This window comes from Nostoc sp. (assembly GCF_036917135.1).
In the GTDB taxonomy this organism is placed as follows: domain Bacteria; phylum Cyanobacteriota; class Cyanobacteriia; order Cyanobacteriales; family Nostocaceae; genus Nostoc.
Window position 1 is genome coordinate 37,491 of the sequence record NZ_JBALEA010000030.1, and the last position, 22,734, is coordinate 60,224.

General features: G+C 44.0%; 17 protein-coding genes. 9 read left to right on the top strand and 8 right to left on the bottom strand.

Annotated features, from left to right (window positions below):
- Nucleotides 1-228: 228 nt before the first annotated feature.
- Nucleotides 229-1,692: a signal recognition particle protein gene (ffh, locus tag V7K50_RS08170; RefSeq protein WP_334958916.1), complete on the bottom strand. Its 1,464-nt coding sequence runs from the start codon at nucleotides 1,690-1,692 to the stop codon at nucleotides 229-231.
- Between the two features lie 265 nt (nucleotides 1,693-1,957).
- Between ffh and V7K50_RS08175 the strand changes: the two genes are divergently transcribed.
- From V7K50_RS08175 to V7K50_RS08185, 3 genes are all read left to right on the top strand, one after another.
- Nucleotides 1,958-2,326: a hypothetical protein gene (locus V7K50_RS08175; RefSeq protein WP_334958918.1), complete on the top strand. Its 369-nt coding sequence runs from the start codon at nucleotides 1,958-1,960 to the stop codon at nucleotides 2,324-2,326.
- 107 nt (nucleotides 2,327-2,433) lie between these two features.
- Complete coding sequence (locus V7K50_RS08180) at nucleotides 2,434-3,063, top strand: Uma2 family endonuclease (protein WP_334958920.1); 630 nt, start codon at nucleotides 2,434-2,436, stop codon at nucleotides 3,061-3,063.
- A gap of 30 nt (nucleotides 3,064-3,093) precedes the next feature.
- Nucleotides 3,094-3,759: a DsbA family protein gene (locus V7K50_RS08185; protein WP_334958922.1), complete on the top strand. Its 666-nt coding sequence runs from the start codon at nucleotides 3,094-3,096 to the stop codon at nucleotides 3,757-3,759.
- A 226-nt stretch (nucleotides 3,760-3,985) separates the two neighbouring features.
- On the opposite strand, the gene rpmB is transcribed toward V7K50_RS08185, so the two are convergent.
- The 3 genes from rpmB to V7K50_RS08200 all read right to left on the bottom strand — a co-directional run bounded on the left by rpmB (nucleotide 3,986) and on the right by V7K50_RS08200 (nucleotide 7,234).
- Nucleotides 3,986-4,222 (bottom strand): 50S ribosomal protein L28, encoded by a 237-nt coding sequence (gene rpmB / locus V7K50_RS08190; RefSeq protein ID WP_094350731.1) that lies wholly within the window; start codon nucleotides 4,220-4,222, stop codon nucleotides 3,986-3,988.
- 170 nt (nucleotides 4,223-4,392) lie between these two features.
- Nucleotides 4,393-6,381 (bottom strand): molecular chaperone HtpG, encoded by a 1,989-nt coding sequence (htpG, locus tag V7K50_RS08195; protein WP_334958924.1) that lies wholly within the window; start codon nucleotides 6,379-6,381, stop codon nucleotides 4,393-4,395.
- A 211-nt stretch (nucleotides 6,382-6,592) separates the two neighbouring features.
- On the bottom strand, nucleotides 6,593-7,234 hold the full coding sequence (locus tag V7K50_RS08200) for a class I SAM-dependent methyltransferase (protein ID WP_334958926.1): 642 nt from the start codon (nucleotides 7,232-7,234) through the stop codon (nucleotides 6,593-6,595).
- Nucleotides 7,235-7,272: 38 nt separating this feature from the next.
- Between V7K50_RS08200 and V7K50_RS08205 the strand changes: the two genes are divergently transcribed.
- Entirely contained in the window at nucleotides 7,273-7,413 is a 141-nt protein-coding gene (locus V7K50_RS08205; protein WP_334958928.1) for a hypothetical protein, read from the top strand.
- 184 nt (nucleotides 7,414-7,597) lie between these two features.
- Here the strand turns inward: V7K50_RS08205 and V7K50_RS08210 are convergent, their stop codons facing one another.
- The 3 genes from V7K50_RS08210 to V7K50_RS08220 form a co-directional block, all read right to left on the bottom strand.
- Entirely contained in the window at nucleotides 7,598-8,476 is an 879-nt protein-coding gene (locus V7K50_RS08210; RefSeq protein ID WP_334958930.1) for an N-acetylmuramoyl-L-alanine amidase, read from the bottom strand.
- Between the two features lie 300 nt (nucleotides 8,477-8,776).
- A complete protein-coding gene (locus tag V7K50_RS08215) occupies nucleotides 8,777-11,689 on the bottom strand; it encodes a leucine-rich repeat domain-containing protein (protein WP_334958932.1) in 2,913 nt (970 codons plus the stop codon).
- Between the two features lie 615 nt (nucleotides 11,690-12,304).
- The gene (locus tag V7K50_RS08220; protein ID WP_334958934.1) at nucleotides 12,305-12,505 is read right to left on the bottom strand and encodes a hypothetical protein; all 201 of its coding nucleotides are present in this window, start codon (nucleotides 12,503-12,505) and stop codon (nucleotides 12,305-12,307) included.
- Between the two features lie 159 nt (nucleotides 12,506-12,664).
- On the opposite strand from V7K50_RS08220, the gene metH reads away from it, so the two are divergent.
- Together metH and V7K50_RS08230 are read left to right on the top strand one after the other, a co-directional pair.
- A complete protein-coding gene (gene metH / locus V7K50_RS08225; protein ID WP_334958936.1) occupies nucleotides 12,665-16,195 on the top strand; it encodes a methionine synthase in 3,531 nt (1,176 codons plus the stop codon).
- Nucleotides 16,196-16,401: 206 nt separating this feature from the next.
- Nucleotides 16,402-17,661 carry an FAD-dependent hydroxylase gene (locus V7K50_RS08230; protein WP_334958938.1) on the top strand — a complete coding sequence of 420 codons (1,260 nt, stop codon included), beginning with the start codon at nucleotides 16,402-16,404 and terminating at the stop codon, nucleotides 17,659-17,661.
- 305 nt (nucleotides 17,662-17,966) lie between these two features.
- On the opposite strand, the gene V7K50_RS08235 is transcribed toward V7K50_RS08230, so the two are convergent.
- Nucleotides 17,967-19,721, bottom strand: a complete 1,755-nt coding sequence (locus V7K50_RS08235; RefSeq protein ID WP_334958940.1) for an N-acetylmuramoyl-L-alanine amidase — start codon at nucleotides 19,719-19,721, stop codon at nucleotides 17,967-17,969.
- 84 nt (nucleotides 19,722-19,805) lie between these two features.
- Between V7K50_RS08235 and V7K50_RS08240 the strand changes: the two genes are divergently transcribed.
- The 3 genes from V7K50_RS08240 to V7K50_RS08250 all read left to right on the top strand — a co-directional run bounded on the left by V7K50_RS08240 (nucleotide 19,806) and on the right by V7K50_RS08250 (nucleotide 22,716).
- Nucleotides 19,806-21,443: a CTP synthase gene (locus V7K50_RS08240; RefSeq protein ID WP_334958942.1), complete on the top strand. Its 1,638-nt coding sequence runs from the start codon at nucleotides 19,806-19,808 to the stop codon at nucleotides 21,441-21,443.
- Nucleotides 21,444-21,650: 207 nt separating this feature from the next.
- Complete coding sequence (locus V7K50_RS08245; RefSeq protein ID WP_334958944.1) at nucleotides 21,651-22,073, top strand: hypothetical protein; 423 nt, start codon at nucleotides 21,651-21,653, stop codon at nucleotides 22,071-22,073.
- 79 nt (nucleotides 22,074-22,152) lie between these two features.
- The gene (locus V7K50_RS08250) at nucleotides 22,153-22,716 is read left to right on the top strand and encodes a Uma2 family endonuclease (RefSeq protein WP_334958946.1); all 564 of its coding nucleotides are present in this window, start codon (nucleotides 22,153-22,155) and stop codon (nucleotides 22,714-22,716) included.
- The last annotated feature ends 18 nt before the right edge of the window (nucleotides 22,717-22,734 follow it).

The window sequence follows — 22,734 nt, forward strand, 5'->3', positions numbered from 1 at the left end:
TAGCAACTAATTGGTGAGGAAGTAACCGAAATCTGGCTGTTGCCGAGAAATTGAGGGTTAGTTTCCTCTGCTGATAAATTCTGAGGTGGAAATGCTAATTTTAGCACTGCCTAGCATTTGCTGCTATTTGTCATTAGTCATTGGTCATTAGTCATTAGTCATTTGCAAATTACCAATGCCCAATGCCCCATGCCCCATGCCCCATACCCAATGCCCAATGCCCAATAACTAAAGATTGCCGAAGCCTTTTTTCTTTTTGTCTTTGGGTTTTTTCTTTTTCGTGGCTGGGGCACCATCATAACCTCGCCATCCAGGGGCTGCGGGACGATTACCAGCACCTGCGAAGGCGTTACCCATACCGCCACCGCCGAACATTCCCGGCATTCCCGGGAAGCCACCTTGACCCATTTGCTGCATGAGCGATCGCATTTTTTGGAAATCACCCACCAGTTTAGTTACATCTGACTCTCTATACCCTGAGCCACCAGCAATCCGCCGCCGCCGACTGGGAGAACTGGCTAATAAATCGGGGTCATGGCGTTCTTGGCGAGTCATGGAGTTAATCATCGCCTCACAGCGCTTCAGTTGGGTTTCTCCCTGCTTGAGTTGATCGTCTGAAAGCTTGTTCATCCCTGGGATCATCTTGATTAAGCCTCCCAGAGAACCCATGTTCTTCAGCATCCGTAACTGCTTGAGAAAATCAGTAAAGTCAAACTTCGCTGACAAAATTTTCTCCTGCATTTTCTCAGCATCCGCTAAGTCAAACTCTTCCTGGGCTTTTTCTACCAGGGTTAGCACATCACCCATCCCCAGAATCCGGGATGCCATGCGATCGGGATAAAACGGTTGCAGTGCCTCGACTTTTTCACCCACACCCACAAATTTAATCGGCGCTCCCGAAATCTGTCGCACAGAAAGCGCTGCACCACCACGGCTATCACCATCCATCTTGGTGAGAATCGCCCCAGTAATGCCGATCTTCTCATGGAAGGTGCGGGTAAGATTGGCTGCCTCTTGACCAGTCATCGCGTCCACCACCAACAGAGTTTCATGGGGTTGGACGGTTGCTTTGATGCGGGCTAATTCCGCCATCATATCTTCGTCAATTTGTAGGCGACCCGCAGTATCAATAATTACTGTGTTTACACCTTCTGCCCTAGCGCGTTCTACACCTTGTCGGGCAATTTCTACGGGATCGGCGTCGCTTCCTAGTTCAAATACTGGTACGTCAATTTGCTTACCCAACGTTAGCAACTGGTCGATCGCGGCTGGGCGATATACGTCTGTCGCTACCAATAAGCAGCTACGCTCTAATTTTCTCAGATGTAAGGCTAACTTAGCGGTAGCTGTGGTTTTACCAGTACCTTGCAACCCAGCCATGAGAATAATCGTAGGCTGTTCCGGGGCTTCTGCGATGGGAACATTTTCGTCTCCCATCACCTGCACCAATTCATCATGAACAATTTTGATGAACTGTTGGTCAGGTCGCACGCCGGTAATCACCTCGGCTCCCTGTGCTTTGGTTTCAACTTCGCTAATAAAATCTTTGACTACCTGGAGATTGACATCTGCTTCCAACAGGGCGCGGCGCACTTCGCGCAATGCATCTTGAATGTTGGATTGAGAAATTTTGTCCTGTCCCCGCAGTTTTTTCCAGGCGGATTCTAAACGGTCAGATAATGCATCAAACATAATGTAATTACAGGTAGTTCGCCAATGGGGAATTTTAAACCGCCGATGAATGCGATTTGGAATTTCCGCTAAAGTTTTAACGTGCTATTTACCAGCTTAGTATTTTTCACCGCGACTGTAGCAACCAGATACTTACCTTTATTGAACTGGCAAATTGTGCTTTGGATGTAAATTTTGATTTTTGCAAAGGCAGAAATGCCAGCACTATAGATGAAGTAAGGATTTTAGTGTGAATAGTTGAGAAAGCGCAGGAGAGCGAAAATATATGAAAGAATATAGGGCATATATGTGTGACTTTGGGCATCAGTGGTCTCTTTTCAAGGATAAACAAGACCCTGAAGATGAAGGAGACTGTATATGTTCAGAAGGTCATCCCGCAGTTATGCTCAGAAAGCAACCAGCAGTTGATGATGTTCAAATGACTTTTAGACCAGCAGGTAGAGTAGTAGATACACCCAAGCAGCAGGTTGATCGACGAGGCAAATACTATATAGTAATCTCTAACTTAGCAGGCACACAGGAAAGAGTTTCAAAAAAAGTATATTCTTGGGAAGAGATATATCAAATTGGTAAAAGGTTTGATAAGCGTTCATTTGAATGGGCATTAAATTACTGGGAAAGTCTTTATCTTTGACTGGATTCTGGCTATAACATACAAACTTCAGGAAAAATAAATTCAATAATTCAAAATTACTATTATTCATTAGCACACAAAAACTTCTCAAATACTCTTGGATACCTATGACTAGCAACACACTGCTTCAACCCACAGAAATCGTCCACCTATCGGGCATCAGTTGGCAAACTTATGAAAACTTGCTAACTGAACTTAGTGCTAGTCGCCGCCTCCGGCTTACTTACAATCGAGGTACTTTAGAAATTATGGTTCCTTCACCTGAACATGAACGATACAAAGAAATTGTGGGTCGATTTGTCGAAACTCTAGCAGAAGAACTAGAAGTGAGAATTGACTGCCTTGGTTCTACTACTTTTAAACTTCCAAAACTTAGTGGAGCGGAACCAGATAAATGCTTTTACATTGAAAATATTAATGTAATCAGAGGCAAAAAAAGAATAGATTTAACACAAGACCGTCCACCAGATTTGGTAGTGGAAATTGATATTACTAGCAGTTATAAAAATCGCTTTGAAGTCTACGCTGATATGGGTGTGCCTGAAATCTGGCGATATGATGGTAATAATTTTAGTATTAACATTTTACAAAATCAGAAATATATATCTGTTGAACGGAGTTTAGCATTTCCTAATCTGCCATTAACAGAGATTTCTAATTTTTTAGAGCAGGTGGGAGAAAAAGATTATTTGGAATTAGTTAAAGAATTTCGCCAATGGGTGAAAAGCCAAATTTAATATCAAAAAATAGCAAATTAATTTAGACAGATGTCGCAGCGAATCAAAGTATATTCATATTCGATATACCACTCGTCAAATTCATATATTGGTATTGCTCTTGCCGAAAAAGCATTGCGGGGTTTGCCTGTTGATGTTGAACGACGACCAATCTACATACCGAAAGAGCGAGGTATAAAGGTAGCTGACCTCCAAGGACGAAGTGAAACCGCTCTGTTATCGTCGTATCACAAAGAAGATTGTCTGCGGTGGGCAAAAAAGTACGGCATTGAAATTCGGCTCAAGGAGTATGAAGAATTTGGTAGGTGGGTCAAGCGCTGGGAGAAAATGAAATTTGGTCGGGAAGAACTTCCCGCGAGGGCGTATTACGCTGCTTGTGGAACTGGGAAAGAGCATCTACTTGATGCCGCTTTCTTTCGAGCGTCGTATATTGACCTTCTGGATGTCAACGATGAGTCTGTGATTAGGAAAGTTGCAAATGATGTCGGGTTGAATGGCGATCGCATTCTTGAATTAATCCACGGCGAAACAGCTAAACTTGCAGCAGTAGCAGCCTTAGCAGAATACGAGCAATTTGGTTGTCCTGGAGTGCCAACCTGGGTAGTAGAAGGCGAAAGATTTTGGGGAAAGGATCGTGTCGATTGGGTAACAGAAAAGGTAAAACAATTATGTAATATTACCGTGAACGATGAATGATGCGTAAGCAAGTTCGTAGTAAGGACTTTAGTCCTTATTTTCTCAGCATTAAAGAAGAATCCAGGCGATTAGAAATCGCGGCTACACAAACTTTCGTCCGCCTGCGCGGGCTAACATCAAAATAGAGTATAAAACAGCGCTAATAGGGTAGCACAGCTAGCTGTGCTACCTACGAATTACCTGTATTCCACGCTACCAAAGTTTTGGGTTATGAAATCCACATTATTTAGTAATGATTCAGGTTAATGCCAGCTTCTTTTGCCATTGCTTCTAACCCATTAATTTGTAGGGTTTTGATTGCTTTAGTAGACAGCTTTAATCTTACCCAGCGATTTCCGGCTTCCCACCAAACACGCTTGTTTTGCAGATTAGCGTGCTGAAGGCGTTTAGTACGGCGGTGGGAGTGGGAAACAGCAAAGGCGTTATTTGCCTTCTTACCAGTTAGTTCACAGCGACGGGACATAGCAATTATCTCCAGATTCTTATTTTAATACAGCCTTTCCATTTTAGGTCTTAGGCAACAGAAGTGGGGAATGGGGAGTGGGGAATGGGGAGTAGGGAGTGGGGAGTAGGGGAAGAATAACTATTAAACAATGCCCAATGCCCAATGCCCAATTCCCAATGCCCCAAGCACTACTTACTAGCTTGTTCCGTCAACTTAGTGAGTACCTCATTTGATCGCTCGACGAAAGATTTCATTCCCTCAGCGTCAAATCCCTTCTGAGACATCAGCGCTAAATCGTAGACGTGTTGGCAAATCAAGTTGACTAACTGATTTGTAGACGATTGACCGTCACCTTGAATAATACTACCTTGGCTAATATTTGCCAGATTTTGAATCAGTGGGTGAGCAGTATTCACGAGCAAAACGTGGTCTTCGGGAAATTCTACTGACTGCTGCTGCATCATGGCGTTCATTTCGCGCAGGCGGCGGAGAATCTCTGGTAAAAGCACGATCGCAGGTGGTGTACCTTGAGGATCGTCTGATTTCAAGGCTTCGGTACGGATGTTGAGTTTGGGTTTGTTGAGGGATTTCTCAAATAACTCTTTGATCGTCTCACTCCGGGTTTTATTCGTGTTGGGATCAACAATTTCCGTAGCTTTGTCTTGTTCTAGCAGGGTATTATCTAAATCTGAGTCTACCCGCGTAAATTTGACATCCTGATATTCCCGCTCTAGGAAGTTGATAAAGTGGGTATCAATAAAGGAGTCCATAAACAGGACTTCCAAGCCTTGATTTTTGTGCAGTTCTATGTATGTAGCTTGGGTTGCTCCATCGGTGGTGTAGAAAACTCGGTTTTCGTTGCGTTCTTTATTACGTTCTAGATACTCTTTCAGCGTGGTGTAAGGTGCGCTGGGTGCTGAGTTCTCAGAACTGGATGAGGGAGTGACATCTTGCCAAGCATCCCCGTCTGAAGACTGTACCTCAACCACTGGAGTTTCAGCAGCAACTTTTTCTGTCAATTTGGCGGTGGTGCGGAAGACGATGATATCTTCGATTTGTTTTTTGAATTTATCGTCGTTGAGAGCGCCAAATTTTACAAAGGTGCCAAGGTCTTTCCACGCGCTAACATATTGTTCGCGGTTGTCGCGGAAAAGTTCTTTGAGGCGATCGCCTACTTTTTTGGCAATGTAGTCACCAATTCGCTTCACGGTGCGATCGCCTTGCAAAGCACTACGCGATACGTTCAGGGGAATATCGGTACTATCAATCACACCCCGCATCGGCATCAGAAATTGCGGGATAATTTCTTCGCAGTTGTCGCTAACAAAAACTTGATTGCAGAATAGCTTGATTTGCCCTTTCGTCACATCTACATCGGGTCTCATTTTCGGAAAATACAGAATCCCGTTGATGATAAAGGGATAGTCTGTATTTAAATGTACCCATAACAGGGGTTCTTCCTGGAAAGGATACAGGTAGCGGTAAAACTCTAAATAATCTTCTTGACTCAGATTACTTGGAGAATCTCGCCACGGTGCTTTTTGCTTATTTACTACTTCACCATCGAGTTTAATTGGGACTGGCAAGAAGTCGCAGTAAGTCTTGACAAGATTCTTAATTCGTGCTGATTCGAGAAACTCCTCCTCTTCTCCTTCCAAGCTGAGAGTAATAGTAGTACCGCGAGTTGTCCGAGGCGAATCTTCGAGGGTGAAAGCTGGGGAACCATCACAAGTCCAGTGAACCGCTTGCGCTCCTTCTTGATAAGATAGGGTATCAATTTCTACCTTTTGCGCCACCATGAAGGAAGAGTAGAAACCAAGACCGAAGTGGCCGATTATCGGTTGATCTGATTTGCCTTCATACTTGTTAATAAATTCTTCAGCACTAGAGAAGGCAACCTGATTGATATATTTCTTAACTTCATCTGCCGTCATCCCGATACCGTTATCGGAAATCGATAGGGTTTTCTGATCTTTGTCAATGGCAATTTCAATTTCAGCTTCGCCGATATCTCCAGCATAATCTCCAGCGCGGGATACCATTTTCAGCTTTTGGATGGCATCTACAGCGTTGGATACCAGTTCCCGCAAGAAGATTTGGTGATCTGAGTAAAGCGACTTCTTGATGATGGGGAAAATATTATCAGTATGAATACTGATAGTGCCTTGTTCTAGCATAATTGGTAATCTTCGATGTTAGTATCTGAAACGATGATAGTAGGTAATACAACTTAGCCCTCATCTTTTCCAGGATAAACCCGGAGAACACAGAAGGACATGATACCAATTAGGATTTTAAAAGCATAGCTTAGGCGACCGCACCTTTTTTGAGCATTGTTTGCCCCCATTATCTGATTCGGATTTCCCTACTCCCCCATCTCCCCACTCCCTAAGTATTACTAGAATTCTTCTGCAACACCAAAAAATAATGGTATGGATAACTGGGATCGATAAATTCTTGCTTGACAGTTAACCCAGCTTTGGCAACAGAGTTTAAAATTCGGGTTTTGGGATATCCTTTCAAACCCATTTCCCAGTAGTGTTCGTCACAGACTGGCGTTGTACTCCAGAATTTCGGCATATTGAATAATAAATACCTTGGTCTACCTGAAAAAGAAGTATTGATCTGAAACGAGAGGTATTGGGTGCAATAGGGAATCGAAATTACCAAAAATTTCTTTGTTGCTTCTGCCAGTTTTTTCAATGCTGCTTCTGACTCAGGGTAGGGAAAGTGTTCCAGAACTTGAAACAGAACGATCGCATCAAATTTATCTTTTGGCAATGAAAAATCTGTGGTCAAATCCAAGATCATTTCTGGCTTGAGGTTGGGGTCAACATCGGCGGTAGTGACGTTGTATCCATTATTTTTCAGGATATCTGTTAATAGAGAATTAAAAATGCCAATTTCCAAAACGTTTTTTACCTGATTACCCAGCGAAAAAATTAGACGCAGCTGGTGATGGTAACTAACGAGGCGATTTTTTGATAAATATTCTGAATTTCTAATATCTAGTGAGGTGATGAGTTGCATAAAACTTGCCTACCTAAGCTGATAGACTGACAAATGTGGTGCCTATACAACTACAGGGTTCCCGGAAAAATCGTGAAATTAACAGCATTTTAATTCGACGACATCGGGAAGCGATCGTTTATGTGCAACATACTCTGACCTCTCTCCTCAAAGGCTATGGTGGAATGGCACTAAGTTAAGATATAGCCCTTGCCCTCACTGGAACAAGCCTCCAAGCTGGGAATCCATTCTGGGAGGGCTGCCGCCTCCTTTTTCTTGACGAGAGGCAGCAGCCCATTCGGAATACATTCCCAGTCTTCAGACTGCAAACAAGGTTACACAAGGCTTTCGGCTTTTCTTGGTGCCATTTGGCTATTGAATAATTTATTTGCTAACTCTATAGATTGGTCTAACCTGACGATAAGTATTAAGTAAGCTCAGAAATTTCTTTCCATCAAAATTTATCGGGTCAACTTTTTTACCAGAACGGTCTACTAAATGGTGAGTAGTAATGCGATGGTCTGGGACTTGACTTTGAGCAATTAACCAAGCAAGAGAATGATATTGAGCTTCCGTGTAGCCGCTATGGGTTTGTTCGCTGCTACTGTCATAACTATCTGGCGGTGTTTCCAAAGAAACGTGATAAGCGAAATTATTCACCGATGCCGGCAAATGCGGATTAGTCTGCACAGTTTCCACTCCCTCGGAACCATCAAACACTGAGTTAGCTGCACCAAAAGCCCGCTTTTCTGGCGGTACTAGATAAACCACCGTTCCGTCTAACTTGACTAAAGCGTGGTAACTTGCTTGCACACCTTCATCGTTATGGGCTACTTGAAAGAAATTAACGGCGCTGGAAGCAGAATAACCAGTTTCATGGAGGACGATAATTGGTTGGTTGTTGACAGGAACGCCGTTCACATCTTGGGTGTAACGTTCTCCATAGTTACTGGGATCAACTGAAGCAACTTGATAACTAGGTCTGTAGTGTGCAAAAGCTTGAGTGGTTACATACTTTGCTACAGACTTGTTAATCTTGACTGGGGACTTGATAACATTTTGAAATTTCTTCTCTGGCTCTTTCGCTGATTGGAATTGCACCTGCGGATATTGACTGAAGGCCATAACCCGTGGATTGGATATCTGGGATGTTGTCGGATTATGTTGTAATTTTGTTGCTCGTCCAATTAGCAGCACTACAACTAAAGCCATGAACATCAGCGAGATTAGTAGCACCCTAGTCGCCCAGTCTTTAAACCTCATTTTTCTAATACCCGTAAAACGGTAGATTTTAATTTATAGCTAAACTGGCGTATCCCTGGTAGAGGCGCACTTCTGTAAACCCCTAACGCCTATGGTATCCAAACGAGAATCGCTATAATACTTTAATTCTAGTCAAATATACGTTATTAGTATATCTTGGAATGCTAAGTAATTGTTTTAAATGCTTCCTCTGTCTAGGGAGCTATTTAAATGCTCTCAAAACCATTGCTACTCGTTCAGGTAATGTGTTGATGAATTGTGTCTCTACAATTCAAATTCATCATCTCAAATCTAAAATAGTTAGCGTTTATACTCTGCTGCGTGGTGTTCGCATAGCCACAGGTAATGTCCCTCTGGAGTCAAGACTTTCTTTAATCCGCCCCAGTGCTGCTGGGGATCTTTTTCTTCTAAAAGTTGACGCAAGGCACGCAAAGCTGCACCATCAGCGCGTTCTGGGTCTAAATCTTCACTTTTAGGAAATTTGTTTGCTAATTCTAAATCTTCAGATTCTTTGAGTTCAGGTAATTTTGCTGCTAGTTCTTTAAATAGTTCTAAATTATTTTTAAATAGGGTTTCATATTCTTTGGGATCTACCACACCTAGCCAAGGGCCAATTATCGGTGCGGCAAATTTCAAGACTTTGAATAATCTACCAATATAAGGTGCTGTTGCTCTCAGCCATTCGGCAGGTTCATTTATTTCATATAAACCACCTTCTTGGGTGGGATGCCAACAGCCCGGTGCTTGGCAATAGAGTTGTAAATCTAATTTTTGTCCAATTAGATTCTTTTGCCAAGCTGTGCCGCCACCGGAATACAGGATAAAGACATTGGGACAGTGAGAATCGATGATTGCTTGTTCGCGGCGGAAGGCATTGGTAAATTCCCGTTGCGTCAGTTCTCGGAGATTTTTGAGTTCATCGAGAATTAATGCTTGTCCGTCAACAACTTTTGTTTCTAACTCGTCAATGCGTTCTAGCACTGCATTTTGGGTATTCAAGTCTAAGCCATATAAGAGTTCTGATACTGATACATCTTCCATAACTTCTGGACATTCAATTGTTCCTCTCTTTTTTTCCCAGCGTTGCGAAAGTTGTTTATAGTCAAATTCGTGAGTACATGGTTGACCATTATGACCATGACATGGAATTGTGCGTTTAATATCTAATCCGGGAAATCTGGCGAGAGTGAGTTCGATGCCATCTCGAAGCAGGACAAAGAAATTTAGGGGGTTGCGGCCTCGCACTGTTAATTTAATATAGCGATCGCTTTTAACAGCTTCCACTAACGCTAAATGTTCCTGTTCATAAGCAAATAAGACTCCGTTACGCCAATGAATACCAGTTGTGAAGCGGTGTTGACGCGCAATAAACCAAGTGGGAATTCCCGCAGGAATGGTATTGAGTTGAAATTTCATCGAAATTTCATTGCACTCACCTGTTTGTTTAATTTGCTGCCATTCCTGCTCATAATTAGGCGGGTCGAGGGGCAAACGTTCCACAACCAGACTGAGATCCCGGTTTTCTTGAGTGCGGTAGGAAAGGTCAAAACGCTCCATGAGGCGCAGAAAGTGATCCCGCGTTGATGGCTCTAAGTCATGCCAAAGTCGATCCATTTCCTGACGGGTAAAGATGCCCTTGCGGTTGATTACGTTTTCGCTTTCCAGCACTTTGCTGATATATTCAGTTACCCACTGGGGCTTGAGGATAACGGTATCATTAAGTTCTTCGTTGTCTTGGAAGTAGAGAATTTCACCTAATTCATGCAGCCATCGCGCTAGCACTTCCTTGCTGATGTCAGCAACTTTGGACTCAATTATGATGTCCCACAATTGCTGGGGTGTGATTTGTTTTTTTGGCTGGGTGCGGATGGCGTTGGCAGCATTTAGCCAAGTAGTAGGCCAGATTTCACCCATTAAGGGTAACTTGGCGGCTGTTTCTGCAATTCCTTGCCGCAATTCTTCAACGCCGAGGCTGATTTTTGAGCTAATTTTACAGTGTTCAATAATCTGGGGGTACTTGTCGCGTAACTCTTTCAGGGGAAGGTCTGCATCTCGCTCGTCGATGTGGGTGGCGACGAGTAATATCGGAGAATCGGGGGCTAAGGCTTTGATTGTATCCAGCCAGTAGTTGAGTTTACCTTGCTCAAACCCTAGTCGAGCATTCCAGGCGAGTAAGAACAGCGATCGGTTGGTGAGAAAGAATTGGTGGGTTGCATGATAGATTTCCTGTCCGCCAAAATCCCAGGTGTTCAGTTGCATGGTGACATCTGCTTGCGTGGGATGGGTTAATTCCAGGGATTTAATTTCAATGCCGTGGGTGGTGGATTCCTGGGTGTCGAACTCTTCACCGCGTAATGCTCTTAATAAGGATGTCTTGCCCACACCTCCTTCACCGACAACTAGTAGTTTAGAAACCCACTGCCGTTGGCTACCCTCTAACCTTTCTCGAAGATAGGTCAAAGTTGCCTGGGTTCCCTGCTCGACAATTTCAGGCGGCGGCGAGGTTAGTTGGGGATTGTTATCGAGGGATAGCCTTCTCAAGTTAGAGAGTTGGCTGATTTCTAGCGGCAGGCTGCTGAGTTGATTGTCAGAGAGGTATAACTCAGTCAAGTTGGAGAGTTGGTTGATTTCTGGCGACAGGCTGCTGAGTTGATTGTTATGGAGGTATAGCACTGTCAAGTTGGAGAGTTGGCTGATTTCTGGCGGCAGGCTACTGAGTTGATTGTTATCGAGGTATAGCTCAGTCAACTTGGAGAGTTGGCTAATTTCTGGCGGCAGACTGCTGAGTTGATTGTTATCGAGGTATAGCTCAGTCAACTTGGAGAGTTGGCTGATTTCTGGCGGCAGACTGCTGAGTTGATTGTTTGAGAGGGATAGCGTTATCAAATTGGAGAGTTGGCTGATTTCTGGCGGTAGGCTGCTGAGTTGATTGAAAGAGAGCAATAGCCTTGTCAAATTGGAGAGTTGGCTGATTTCTGGCGGCAGGCTGTTGAGTTGATTGTTATAGAGGGATAGCGTTCTCAAGTTGGAGAGTTGGCTGATTTCTGGCGGCAGGCTGTTGAGTTGATTGTTATGAAGGAATAGCGTTGTCAAGTTGGAGAGTTGGCTGATTTCTGGCGGTAGGCTACTGAGTTGATTGAAAGAGAGGTTTAGCTCCGTTGCCTTTTTCTTCACAGCTTTTTCTATAATTTGCAACAGTTCTTCGTTTGTCATCTGCAAACCTCACCAACTTTGTAGCGATATTTACTACAGTAGTATACTGCAACTAAGCGTTAGAGACTGGATTCGTGGGTTTATCTGCATAAAAACGGCTGTGATGTTTAAATTAGCGGGGTGCGATTTTTAACTTTGCAATAACATTCACTCATTCAGGAGTCAATAGGGTTCGGTTAAGGCATGAGACGCGATAAATTGCCGTCTCTACAATGGACTGATTATTGTAAAGACGGCGATTTATCGCGTCTTTGTGATCTAGGATCTGTCATGAAAAAACCTTATCGTTATCCTGTATTGATTCACGAGTATCAAAGACTCGTCGGCGAGTATAAAAGACTCATTCACGAGTATCAAAGACTCGTCGGCGAGTATAAAAGACTCGTTCACGAGTATAAAAGACTCGTCGGCGAGTATAAAAGACTCATTCACGAGTATCAAAGGCTCGTTTACGAGTATAAAAGACTCATTCACGAGTATAAAAGACTCATTAACGGAGTTCAAAGGGTGCATTACGCTTTCGCGCTAACACACCCGAAGACTACGATCGCTTTATAATTGCCATCGCCCCACCAACATTACAGGCGATCGCCTCATGGCATACATTGAATATAGTTAGCAATCGGCAATGCCATGAATATTCGTCAAGACAAAAAACGCATTTAGCCCACGGACGATAAGCTTCTTGTCTGTGTAGCTGTAAATGACCTTCACCAAGGCGCTTTTACCTAACTTCAGAATAAAAGCTGCCAAAAATATCACAATTTGGGAAAATAATAAAGTAGGTCGAATATAGCGTTTATCACTGGCGTGCATTACAGTTTTGACCTCTCTCCAAACCTCTCTCCTACAAGGAGAGAGGCTTTGAATATTACTCCCCTTCCCTTGTAGGGAAGGGGTTGGGGGTTAGGTCTGTATTGGACTCAACTGCAAGCAGCTATATTATACGACTAACCCAAATTATTCTCGGAAAATATGACTCATCCTTTCCTTGAACGCCTGCGTAGTCCAGATAGCCCAGTTCTCGTTTTCGACGGGGCGATGGGAACCAACTTACAAACCCAAAACCTGACTGCTGAAGACTTCGGCGGCGCACAGTATGAAGGTTGCAATGAATACTTAGTCCACACCAAACCCGAAGCTGTCGCTAAGGTTCACCGAGACTTTCTCGCTGCTGGTGCTGATGTCATTGAAACGGATACCTTTGGTAGTACGTCCCTGGTGCTGGCAGAATATGACTTAGCAGACCAAGCCTATTACCTCAGCAAGACAGCCGCAGAATTGGCGAAGCGTGTGGCTGCGGAATTTTCCACGCCAGAAAAACCCCGGTTTGTGGCAGGTTCCATTGGCCCCACAACGAAACTCCCCACCTTGGGACATATTGACTTTGACACCATGAAAGCTACTTTTGCTGAACAAGCAGAGGCGCTGTGGGATGGTGGTGTGGATTTATTTTTGGTGGAAACTTGCCAAGATGTGCTGCAAATTAAGGCGGCGTTGAATGCTATTGAAGAGGTGTTTGCTAAGAAGGGCGATCGCAGACCGTTGATGGTGTCTGTGACAATGGAAAGCATGGGCACAATGCTGGTAGGTTCCGAAATCAGCGCTGTGCTGACAATTTTGGCACCTTACCCAATTGATATTCTTGGTTTAAACTGTGCCACTGGCCCAGACTTGATGAAACCACATATCAAGTATCTGGCAGAACATTCACCTTTCATCGTTTCCTGTATTCCCAACGCGGGTTTACCTGAGAACGTCGGCGGTCAAGCGCACTACCGCCTGACACCGTTGGAATTACGGATGTCATTGATGCATTTTGTTGAAGATTTGGGTGTCCAAGTGATCGGGGGTTGCTGTGGGACACGTCCAGAACACATTCAACAATTGGCAGAACTTGCTAAAGACCTGAAGCCAAAAGTTAGACACCCTAGCTTAGAACCAGCAGCAGCATCAATTTACACCACTCAGCCTTACGACCAAGATAATTCCTTCTTGATTGTCGGCGAACGTCTCAACGCCAGTGGTTCCAAAAAGTGCCGCGATTTGCTAAATGCGGAAGATTGGGATGGACTCGTTTCAATGGCCAGAGAACAAGTCAAAGAAGGCGCACATATCCTCGATGTCAACGTGGATTATGTGGGACGTGATGGGGTGCGGGATATGCACGAATTAGTTTCGCGCATTGTTAATAATGTCACACTGCCGTTAATGCTTGACTCCACCGAATGGGAAAAGATGGAGGCGGGTTTAAAGGTTGCCGGTGGGAAGTGTTTGCTGAACTCCACCAACTACGAAGATGGGGAACCGCGCTTTTTAAAGGTGCTGGAGTTAGCGAAGAAATACGGTGCTGGTGTAATCATTGGTACTATCGATGAAGATGGAATGGCGCGGACAGCAGACAAAAAGTTTGCGATCGCCCAGCGTGCATACCGTCAAGCTGTAGAATATGGCATACCACCCACAGAAATATTCTTTGATACCCTCGCGTTACCAATTTCCACCGGGATTGAAGAAGACCGAGAAAACGGTAAAGCTACCATTGAATCTATCCGGCGGATTCGTGAAGGATTGCCTGGATGTCATGTGATTTTGGGTGTTTCTAATATTTCCTTTGGTTTGAATCCAGCCTCGCGGATGGTGCTGAACTCGGTGTTTTTGCACGAAGCGACGACGGCGGGAATGGATGCAGCCATTGTCAGCGCTAACAAAATTTTACCGCTTGCGAAGATTGACGCCCGCCATCAAGAAATTTGTCGCCAGTTGATTTATGATGAGCGGAAATTTGAGGGTAATGTTTGCGTTTACGATCCTTTGGGAGAGCTTACCACAGTATTTGCTGGAGTCACAACCAAGCGCGATCGCTCCTTAGATGAAAGTCTCCCCATTCCAGAACGTCTCAAACGCCACATCATCGACGGCGAACGCATTGGCTTAGAAGAACATCTCAAAAAAGCCTTAGAAGAACATCCCCCCTTGCAAATTATCAACACCTTCCTGCTAGATGGGATGAAAGTTGTCGGGGAATTGTTCGGTTCTGGACAAATGCAACTACCCTTCGTTTTGCAATCTGCGGAAACCATGAAGGCGGCGGTAGCGTTTCTAGAACCGTTCATGGAAAAATCAGAATCAGGTAACAATGCCAAGGGAACCTTTATCATTGCCACAGTGAAAGGCGATGTTCATGACATTGGTAAAAACTTGGTGGATATTATTTTATCCAACAACGGTTACAAGGTGATTAACCTGGGAATTAAACAGCCAGTAGAAAACATCATCAACGCTTACGAACAGTACAAACCTGATTGTATTGCCATGAGTGGTTTGCTGGTGAAATCCACCGCTTTTATGAAAGAGAATTTGGAGGTATTCAACGAAAAGGGAATTAGTGTCCCTGTGATATTAGGTGGTGCGGCGCTGACTCCCAAGTTTGTCTATGAAGATTGCCAAAAAACCTATAAAGGTAAAGTTGTTTATGGCAAAGATGCCTTTTCTGACTTGCACTTTATGGATAAATTAATGCCAGCAAAGGCTGCTGATAACTGGCAAGATTTGCAAGGATTTTTGAATGAGGTAGAAACTGCTGAAGTTTCGACGAATGGTAACAAAGAATCAGTAACTACAACTGGGGAGAAAACAACATCTGCTGAACCAAAAGAAGTAGATACCAGACGTTCTGATGCTGTGGCGATAGATATTGAACGTCCGACGCCGCCTTTTTGGGGAACGGAGTTATTGCAGCCTAGTGATATTCCCATCGAGGAAATATTCTGGCACTTGGATTTACAAGCTTTAATTGCTGGACAGTGGCAATTCCGCAAACCAAAAGAGCAATCTAAGGAAGAATATCAGGCTTTCTTAGCTGAGAAAGTTCACCCAGTTTTAGAAACTTGGAAACAGCGAATTATTGAGGAGAAGCTGTTACATCCCCAAGTTATTTACGGGTATTTCCCCTGTCAAGCTGAGGGGAATTCTCTACATATATATGACTCAGAAAACCACTCACAACAGGTTACAACTTTTGAGTTTCCTAGACAGAAGTCTTTAAGGCGGCTGTGCATAGCAGATTTCTTTGCACCAAAGGAGACGGGAATTATTGATGTGTTCCCAATGCAAGCGGTGACTGTGGGTGAAATTGCCACAGAATTTGCCCAAAAGCTGTTTGCAGCGAATCAATACACCGATTATCTGTATTTCCACGGGATGGCGGTACAGGTTGCAGAAGCGATCGCTGAGTGGACACACGCCAGAATTCGCCGGGAGTTAGGCTTTACTGCTGAGGAACCGGATAATATTCGGGATATATTAGCACAACGCTATCGTGGCTCACGGTATAGTTTTGGTTATCCAGCTTGTCCAAATATTCAGGATCAGTACAAGCAACTGGAGTTATTGCAGACTGACAGGATTAACTTGTATATGGATGAAAGTGAACAACTTTATCCAGAACAATCTACCACTGCAATTATTACCTATCACCCGTTAGCGAAATACTTTAGCGCGTAGAATCAACCTAATGCGCTTGGTGTAAGTGATATTTTGCCCTAGAAGATCCCCCTAAATCCCCCTTGTTAAGGGGCGTTGGGGGGATCTAAGACTTTGAAAACACGCCCTAGGGGATGAGGGCTGTCTTTAATTTTGAAGTGTTAACTTGCTCAAGGAGGCGCGATCGCGTCAAAATAAGAGTTAAGACGCTGTAACCTAACTTAACAATGACCCCAACGCAGCTTGAACAAACTCTTTCCCCTCAACCAACACCGCCAAACGAACGGGGATATGAATATGATTTGGTAATTGTCGGCGGTGGGATTATTGGGTTAACTCTAGCCTCGGCTTTAAAAGATTCTGGCTTGAGTGTCTTGCTAATTGAGGCAAAAGTAGCATCGGCGGCGGTAGCCAAGGGACAAGCTTATGCAGTTCACAAACTTTCGTCACTAATTTATGAAGGCATTGGCGTTTGGGACAAAATGTTGCCTCAAATCGCTAAGTATTGCCGAGTTCGTCTTTCGGATGCCGATTATCCCAATGTGGTGGAATTTACCACAGATGATATAAATACAGCAGAGTTGGGTTATGTGGCGGAACACCAAGCGCTGTTGCAGCCGTTGCAAGATTTTGTCCAAGATTGCCCAAATGTGACTTATCTGTGTCCGGCGGAAGTGGTAAATACCCGGTATCAGCAAAATATAGTGGCGATAGACATAAAAGTTGCCGATCAGCTAAGGACAGTTCGTAGCAAATTAGTTGTAGCAGCAGACGGATCGCGATCGCCAATTCGTCAAGCGGCTGGAATCAAAACTTCTGGCTGGAAATATTGGCAGTCTTGCATTGTGGCCTTTGTCAAACCAGAAAAACCTCACAATAACACCGCTTACGAAAGATTTTGGTCTAGCGGTCCCTTTGCGATTTTACCTTTACCGGGGAACCGTTGCCGCATTGTCTGGACAGCCCCCCACGAAGAAGCAAAAGCTTTGTGTGCTTTAAACGATCAGCAATTTTTGGCAGAACTAAGCCGTCGCTATGGCGATCAGATGGGGAAATTGGAATTACTAGGCGATCGCTTTGTTTTTCAGGTACAACTCATGCAAAGCGATCGCTACGTTCTCCCACGACTAGCATTAATTGGTGATGCGGCGCACAATTGCCATCCCGTCGGCGGACAAGGTTTAAATTTAGGTATTCGGGATGCAGCAGCTTTGGCGCAAGTAATTCAAGCAGCCCACAAAGCGGGTAAAGATATTGGCGACATTCAGATTCTCAAAGGTTATGAACGCTGGCGCAAGCTAGAGAATCTGACGATTTTAGGTTTCACCGATTTGTTAGATCGGATGTTTTCTAATAATTTCTTCCCTGTGGTGGTGATTCGTCGCCTGGGTTTATGGTTTTTACAGCGAGTACCTATATTAAAGGTATTTATGCTGAAATTGATGATTGGCTTGAAAGGGCGGACTCCAGAATTGGCAAAACGATAAACCCCTTTGAGAAATTCAAATTTGATTTCGTTCAAATCACCAGACTCAGAACCCCAACTTCTTAGAGAAGTCGGGGTTCTGCTTATTTACCAATGATTTAAGGGACTGACAAATAAAAAAATATCCCAAAACTGACGCAAAAATCCTCTCTATTTCTCTTCTCTCTGTATTGCGCCAGTTGCTTCAAGTCGGGGAACCCGCCCAACGCACTGGCTTCTCTGTGTCTCTGTGGTAGCCTTCGGCAAGCCCTTCGATCTACGTTTCTTTGGATAATTTATTTCTTGGAAATCCCTAAAACTCCAAATTTATTTAACGCTCCCCAGCCACTCAGTAATCCCTTGAGCGATCGCATCCGCTATCTTCTTCTGTTCTCCTGGGTTCACCACCTGCTCAAATTCATCAGGATTGCTCATAAAACCCAATTCCAATAACACCGATGGCGCAGCTGTCGGGCGTGTCAGCGCCAGATTATCCCAAAATACACCATAAGAAGGTCTACCGAGTTTTTTGACTACATAGTTGTGTAAAAACATGGCAAGGTTGTGAGCTTGGGGTTGATACCAAAATGCGCCGAATCCCTTGGTTTTTTCGGCATCGCCATCATCGGGTAGGGAGTTGTGGTGTATGGAAAGTGCGATCGCAGGTTCTTCTCGACTGATAATTGCCTGACGTTCTACTAGGGAAACCTCTTTATCATCCTCCCGCGTCATTACTACAGTCGCTCCTCGCTTGATCAAATCGTCGCGCAGCAACTTAGATACCACCAAATTCACATCTTTTTCTAAATATCCAGTTGGGCCACTGGCACCAGTTTCTTTACCGCCATGCCCTGGATCTAGTACAATCTTGAAATTAGCTAAAAGTTTGCGTCTTGTGTTCCCAATTTTAGGCGGATGACGCAAAGCTAAAACCAGGGTTGTGCCGTCGTATCTCAGCTTATATCCCCACTGTTGAGCTTTTTTGAGTTTAAAGGTGTATTTTACTTGTCCTGGAGCTTCCTGTTGCCAGTCTAGACGATCAATTAGGGGGTCATCATCCAGGCGAATAATGTCTGTTTGGGCAGTGGTGTTGTAGAGAGTAAGAGCGATCGCTTGCTCACTTTGTTGTACGCTCACAGATACGGGAACTTCCAAAGGGAAAACTATCTCTGTGGCACTAGGGAGTTGACGGTATCCGACACTGCGAATTATTGTCTGTGGCGGAACTGCACCAGGTAGAATGCGGGTTTCTTTACTATTAATCCAAGCGCCATAGTCTAGGCGCAACCATTCACCTTCCCTACCTGTAACTGTTGTGCGTGTACCTTTGGGCAATGGTGTGAGTCGAGAATAATCGGTACTAGGGCCAGTGCGGGCTACACCTGCGTCTACCATCACCTCAACAACTGGTAACTCTGCTCTGGAGAGGATTTGAACTTTACCAGATCCTGGTTGAGTGATCGTCTTACCATTGAGCGTCAGTTGAAACTGGGTTTGTCCCAGATCGGCAGCTGTTGCCCCGGTGGTGCAACCTTTGTAATTGCCTACGCTAGACTGGGCATGAGGCTGATTTTTCCCTGTCAAAGCTGCAAAATTATTTGGTAGTTCTGCCTGTTCGGGTTGGGGTGAAAGGACAACAGTTTGATTAGCTAGGGTTACAGAGACATTGGCATTGGGGGGTGCGATCGCACTAAAACAAATGAGTTCTCCCGGTAGTCTGGCAATGTCAACTGCGGGAGTCAGGGAATCTTTAGCAAAGGCTAACCCCTGTGGTAGCTCAGGGCTAGTGGTAAGCCTTGTCACTTCAATCTTGAGTTCTTGATTGTGGTAACGCACAGTAAAAAGATTATCCCCCAACTGCAAGGGGAAACTAGGGGAAAAATGACCAGCTTTGCTGCGGGTAATTGGCTTACTATTGATCAAAACCTGACCATCTGGTGGTGCAGTGCCCAGAAAGAAGATTTTTTGGGCACTTGTCTGGTAGTTTGTCTGGGGAAAAATAACTATAAGAGATGGCTGTGCCAATGCTATTGAGGAGGAGAGAATAAAGCCTAATATTACTAGTCCTAGAAGGTTTTTCACAGCAAATCACAGAAGATTACACCACAATAACTGTGGCACAATGACGGGATGTATTTTTAGAAGTTGTTAGAAATTCAAACTACTATGACTAAGTTTATCTTTGTTACTGGAGGCGTAGTTTCCAGTATTGGTAAAGGCATTGTAGCAGCAAGTCTAGGGCGTTTGCTCAAGTCCCGCGAATATTCGGTGTCAATTCTCAAACTCGATCCTTATATTAATATCGATCCTGGCACCATGAGTCCCTTTCAGCATGGGGAAGTATTCGTTACCCAGGATGGGGCGGAGACAGATTTGGACTTGGGGCATTACGAACGCTTTACCGATACCTCGATGTCGCGCTTGAACTGTGTTACTACTGGCTCAATTTACCAGGCAGTCATCAATAAAGAGCGGCGCGGAGACTACAATGGCGGTACTGTCCAGGTAATTCCTCATATTACCAATGAAATTAAAGACCGGATTCTGCGAGTTGCTAAAAGTACAAACCCCTCTGTAGTAATTACAGAAATTGGCGGGACGGTGGGAGATATTGAATCACTGCCGTTTTTGGAAGCAATTCGCCAGTTTCGTAAAGAAGTGGGACGGCAGAATGTGCTGTATATGCACGTAACGCTAGTACCGTGGATTGCTTCTGCGGGTGAAATGAAAACTAAGCCGACACAACATTCAGTTAAAGAACTGAGATCCATTGGCATTCAACCAGATATTTTAGTTTGTCGGAGCGATCGCCCCTTACCAAATGGATTAAAGCAAAAATTGTCGGGATTTTGCGATGTGCCCGAAGAATGCGTCATCACTTCCCAAGATGCCAAAAGTATCTATGAAGTACCGCTAAATCTGGAACGGCAAGGAATGGCAGAACAAGTACTGAACTTGCTGCAAATGGAACAACGTAAACCAGATTTGACGCAGTGGAAAACTCTGGTGAAACGGTTACATAGTCCCAAGCACGAGGTAGAAATTGCCATCGTTGGTAAATATGTACAGTTAAGTGATGCCTACTTATCGGTAGTGGAAGCGCTGAACCATGCGGCAATCTCCACCTACGGCAAACTGCGTCTGCGTTGGATCAACTCAGAAGATTTGGAAGGTGAACCAGCCGAAAATTATCTTGAGGGTGTCGATGGCATAGTTGTGCCAGGAGGTTTCGGGGTTCGGGGAGTAGATGGGAAAATTGCCGCAATTAAATACGCGCGCGATCGCCAAATTCCCTTTTTGGGTTTATGCCTGGGTATGCAATGTTCTGTAATTGAGTGGGCGCGGCACGTAGGGGGATTAACAGGTGCCAACAGTGCTGAATTTGACCCCTATACAAGCGATCCGGTAATTAATTTATTGCCAGGACAGCAGGAAGTAGTGGATTTAGGGGGTACAATGCGCTTAGGACTATACCCTTGTCGTGTTCTCCCTGATACTTTAGCTTTTAAGCTTTATCAAGAAGATGTGATTTATGAACGACATCGACATCGATATGAGTTCAACAATGATTACCGCGATCTGTTGTTAAAGTCCGGCTATGTGATCAGTGGTACTTCTCCTGATGGACGCTTAGTTGAAATTGTGGAATTACCCAAGCACCCATTCTTTCTTGCTTGTCAATTTCATCCAGAATTTCAATCGCGCCCCAGTACCCCTCATCCCTTATTTAAAGGATTCATTCAAACAGCGATCGCTCTTTCTCTTTCCACATCTAGTACACCAACACCATTGGAGGTGTCTTAATAATTCAAAATGACGCTCGTGACGCTCGTTGGGCTAAAGCGTCTCCCTTTGGGAGATGACTCGCTAACGCTCTTAGCGTCTCTCTTTCTCCCAAAGGGAGAGGCTAACGCTGCGCTAACAAAATTAATTGCAACATTAACTTAAGGCTTCAGTAGATTTGGACATCCAGGGTGCATCATTCGTAAATTTCGGACTTGAGGAGATGTTGTGGCGTACTGGGTGAAAATCCTTTACGAGAGGAAAGAATATGTAGTGAATTTTGAGCGTGTCCATGCTTTTTGTTATGAACTCAATGGCAGGGTTACTTTTTGGCTACCCGATAGCGCTATTCCCATAGTGATTAACCCGCAAAGTAACTTGGAAGATTATCAAAAGATTTTCGATTATTTAGAATGTGTGACAGGATTAGAATTAGATCACGCCCACTGGGTAAGAATAAATTACGAAAAAAATGAATATGTAATTAATCTCAACTGCATCAGTTCCTTTTGTCATGAACCGAATGGTAGGATAACTTTTTGGTTGCCAGATGGTACTATCCCCATCATTATCAACCCTGTGAGTAATCCTGAATCTTATGAAAAAGTTGTGAAATACGTTCAGAAAGCAACAGGATATTCTTTATCTTAGTGTGAACGAGGAACTTACTCTTACTAAACTTTTAACTAAAGGTAACGAAGTTAGCAATAAAGGCACGAGGAAAGATTCAATGAATACTGTTGTGCTTAATCTAGAGCCGATTGCTCATTTAACCGATGAGCAATTTTATCAATTGTGTATTGCCAATAGTGATTTAAGCCTGGAAATGAATGCAGTCGGAGAATTAATTATTATGCCACCAGTAGGAGGAGAAAGTGGAAATCAAGAAGCTGGACTAATCACCGATTTAGAAATCTGGAATCGTCAAGTTAAATTAGGCAAAGTTTTTAGTTCTTCAACTATATTTATACTTCCAAATTGTGCAAAACGTTCCCCTGATGCGGCTTGGGTAAAGTTGGAACGGTGGGAAGCTTTAACACTAGAACAGCGAAAAAAATTTCCGCCACTTGTACCCGATTTTGCAATTGAACTGTGTTCCGAGACAGATCGCCTTGCACCTATCCAAGGGAAAATGCAGGAATACATCGAAAATGGTTTGCGTTTGGGTTGGCTAATTAATCCTCAAGATAAGCAAGTGGAAATTTACCGACTTTTGCAAGCTGTAGAAGTTATCCAACTGCCGGCGATTCTTTCTGGAGAAGATATATTACCTGGATTTGAGTTGCAAGTATAGGTAGGCGATAAGCCTCAG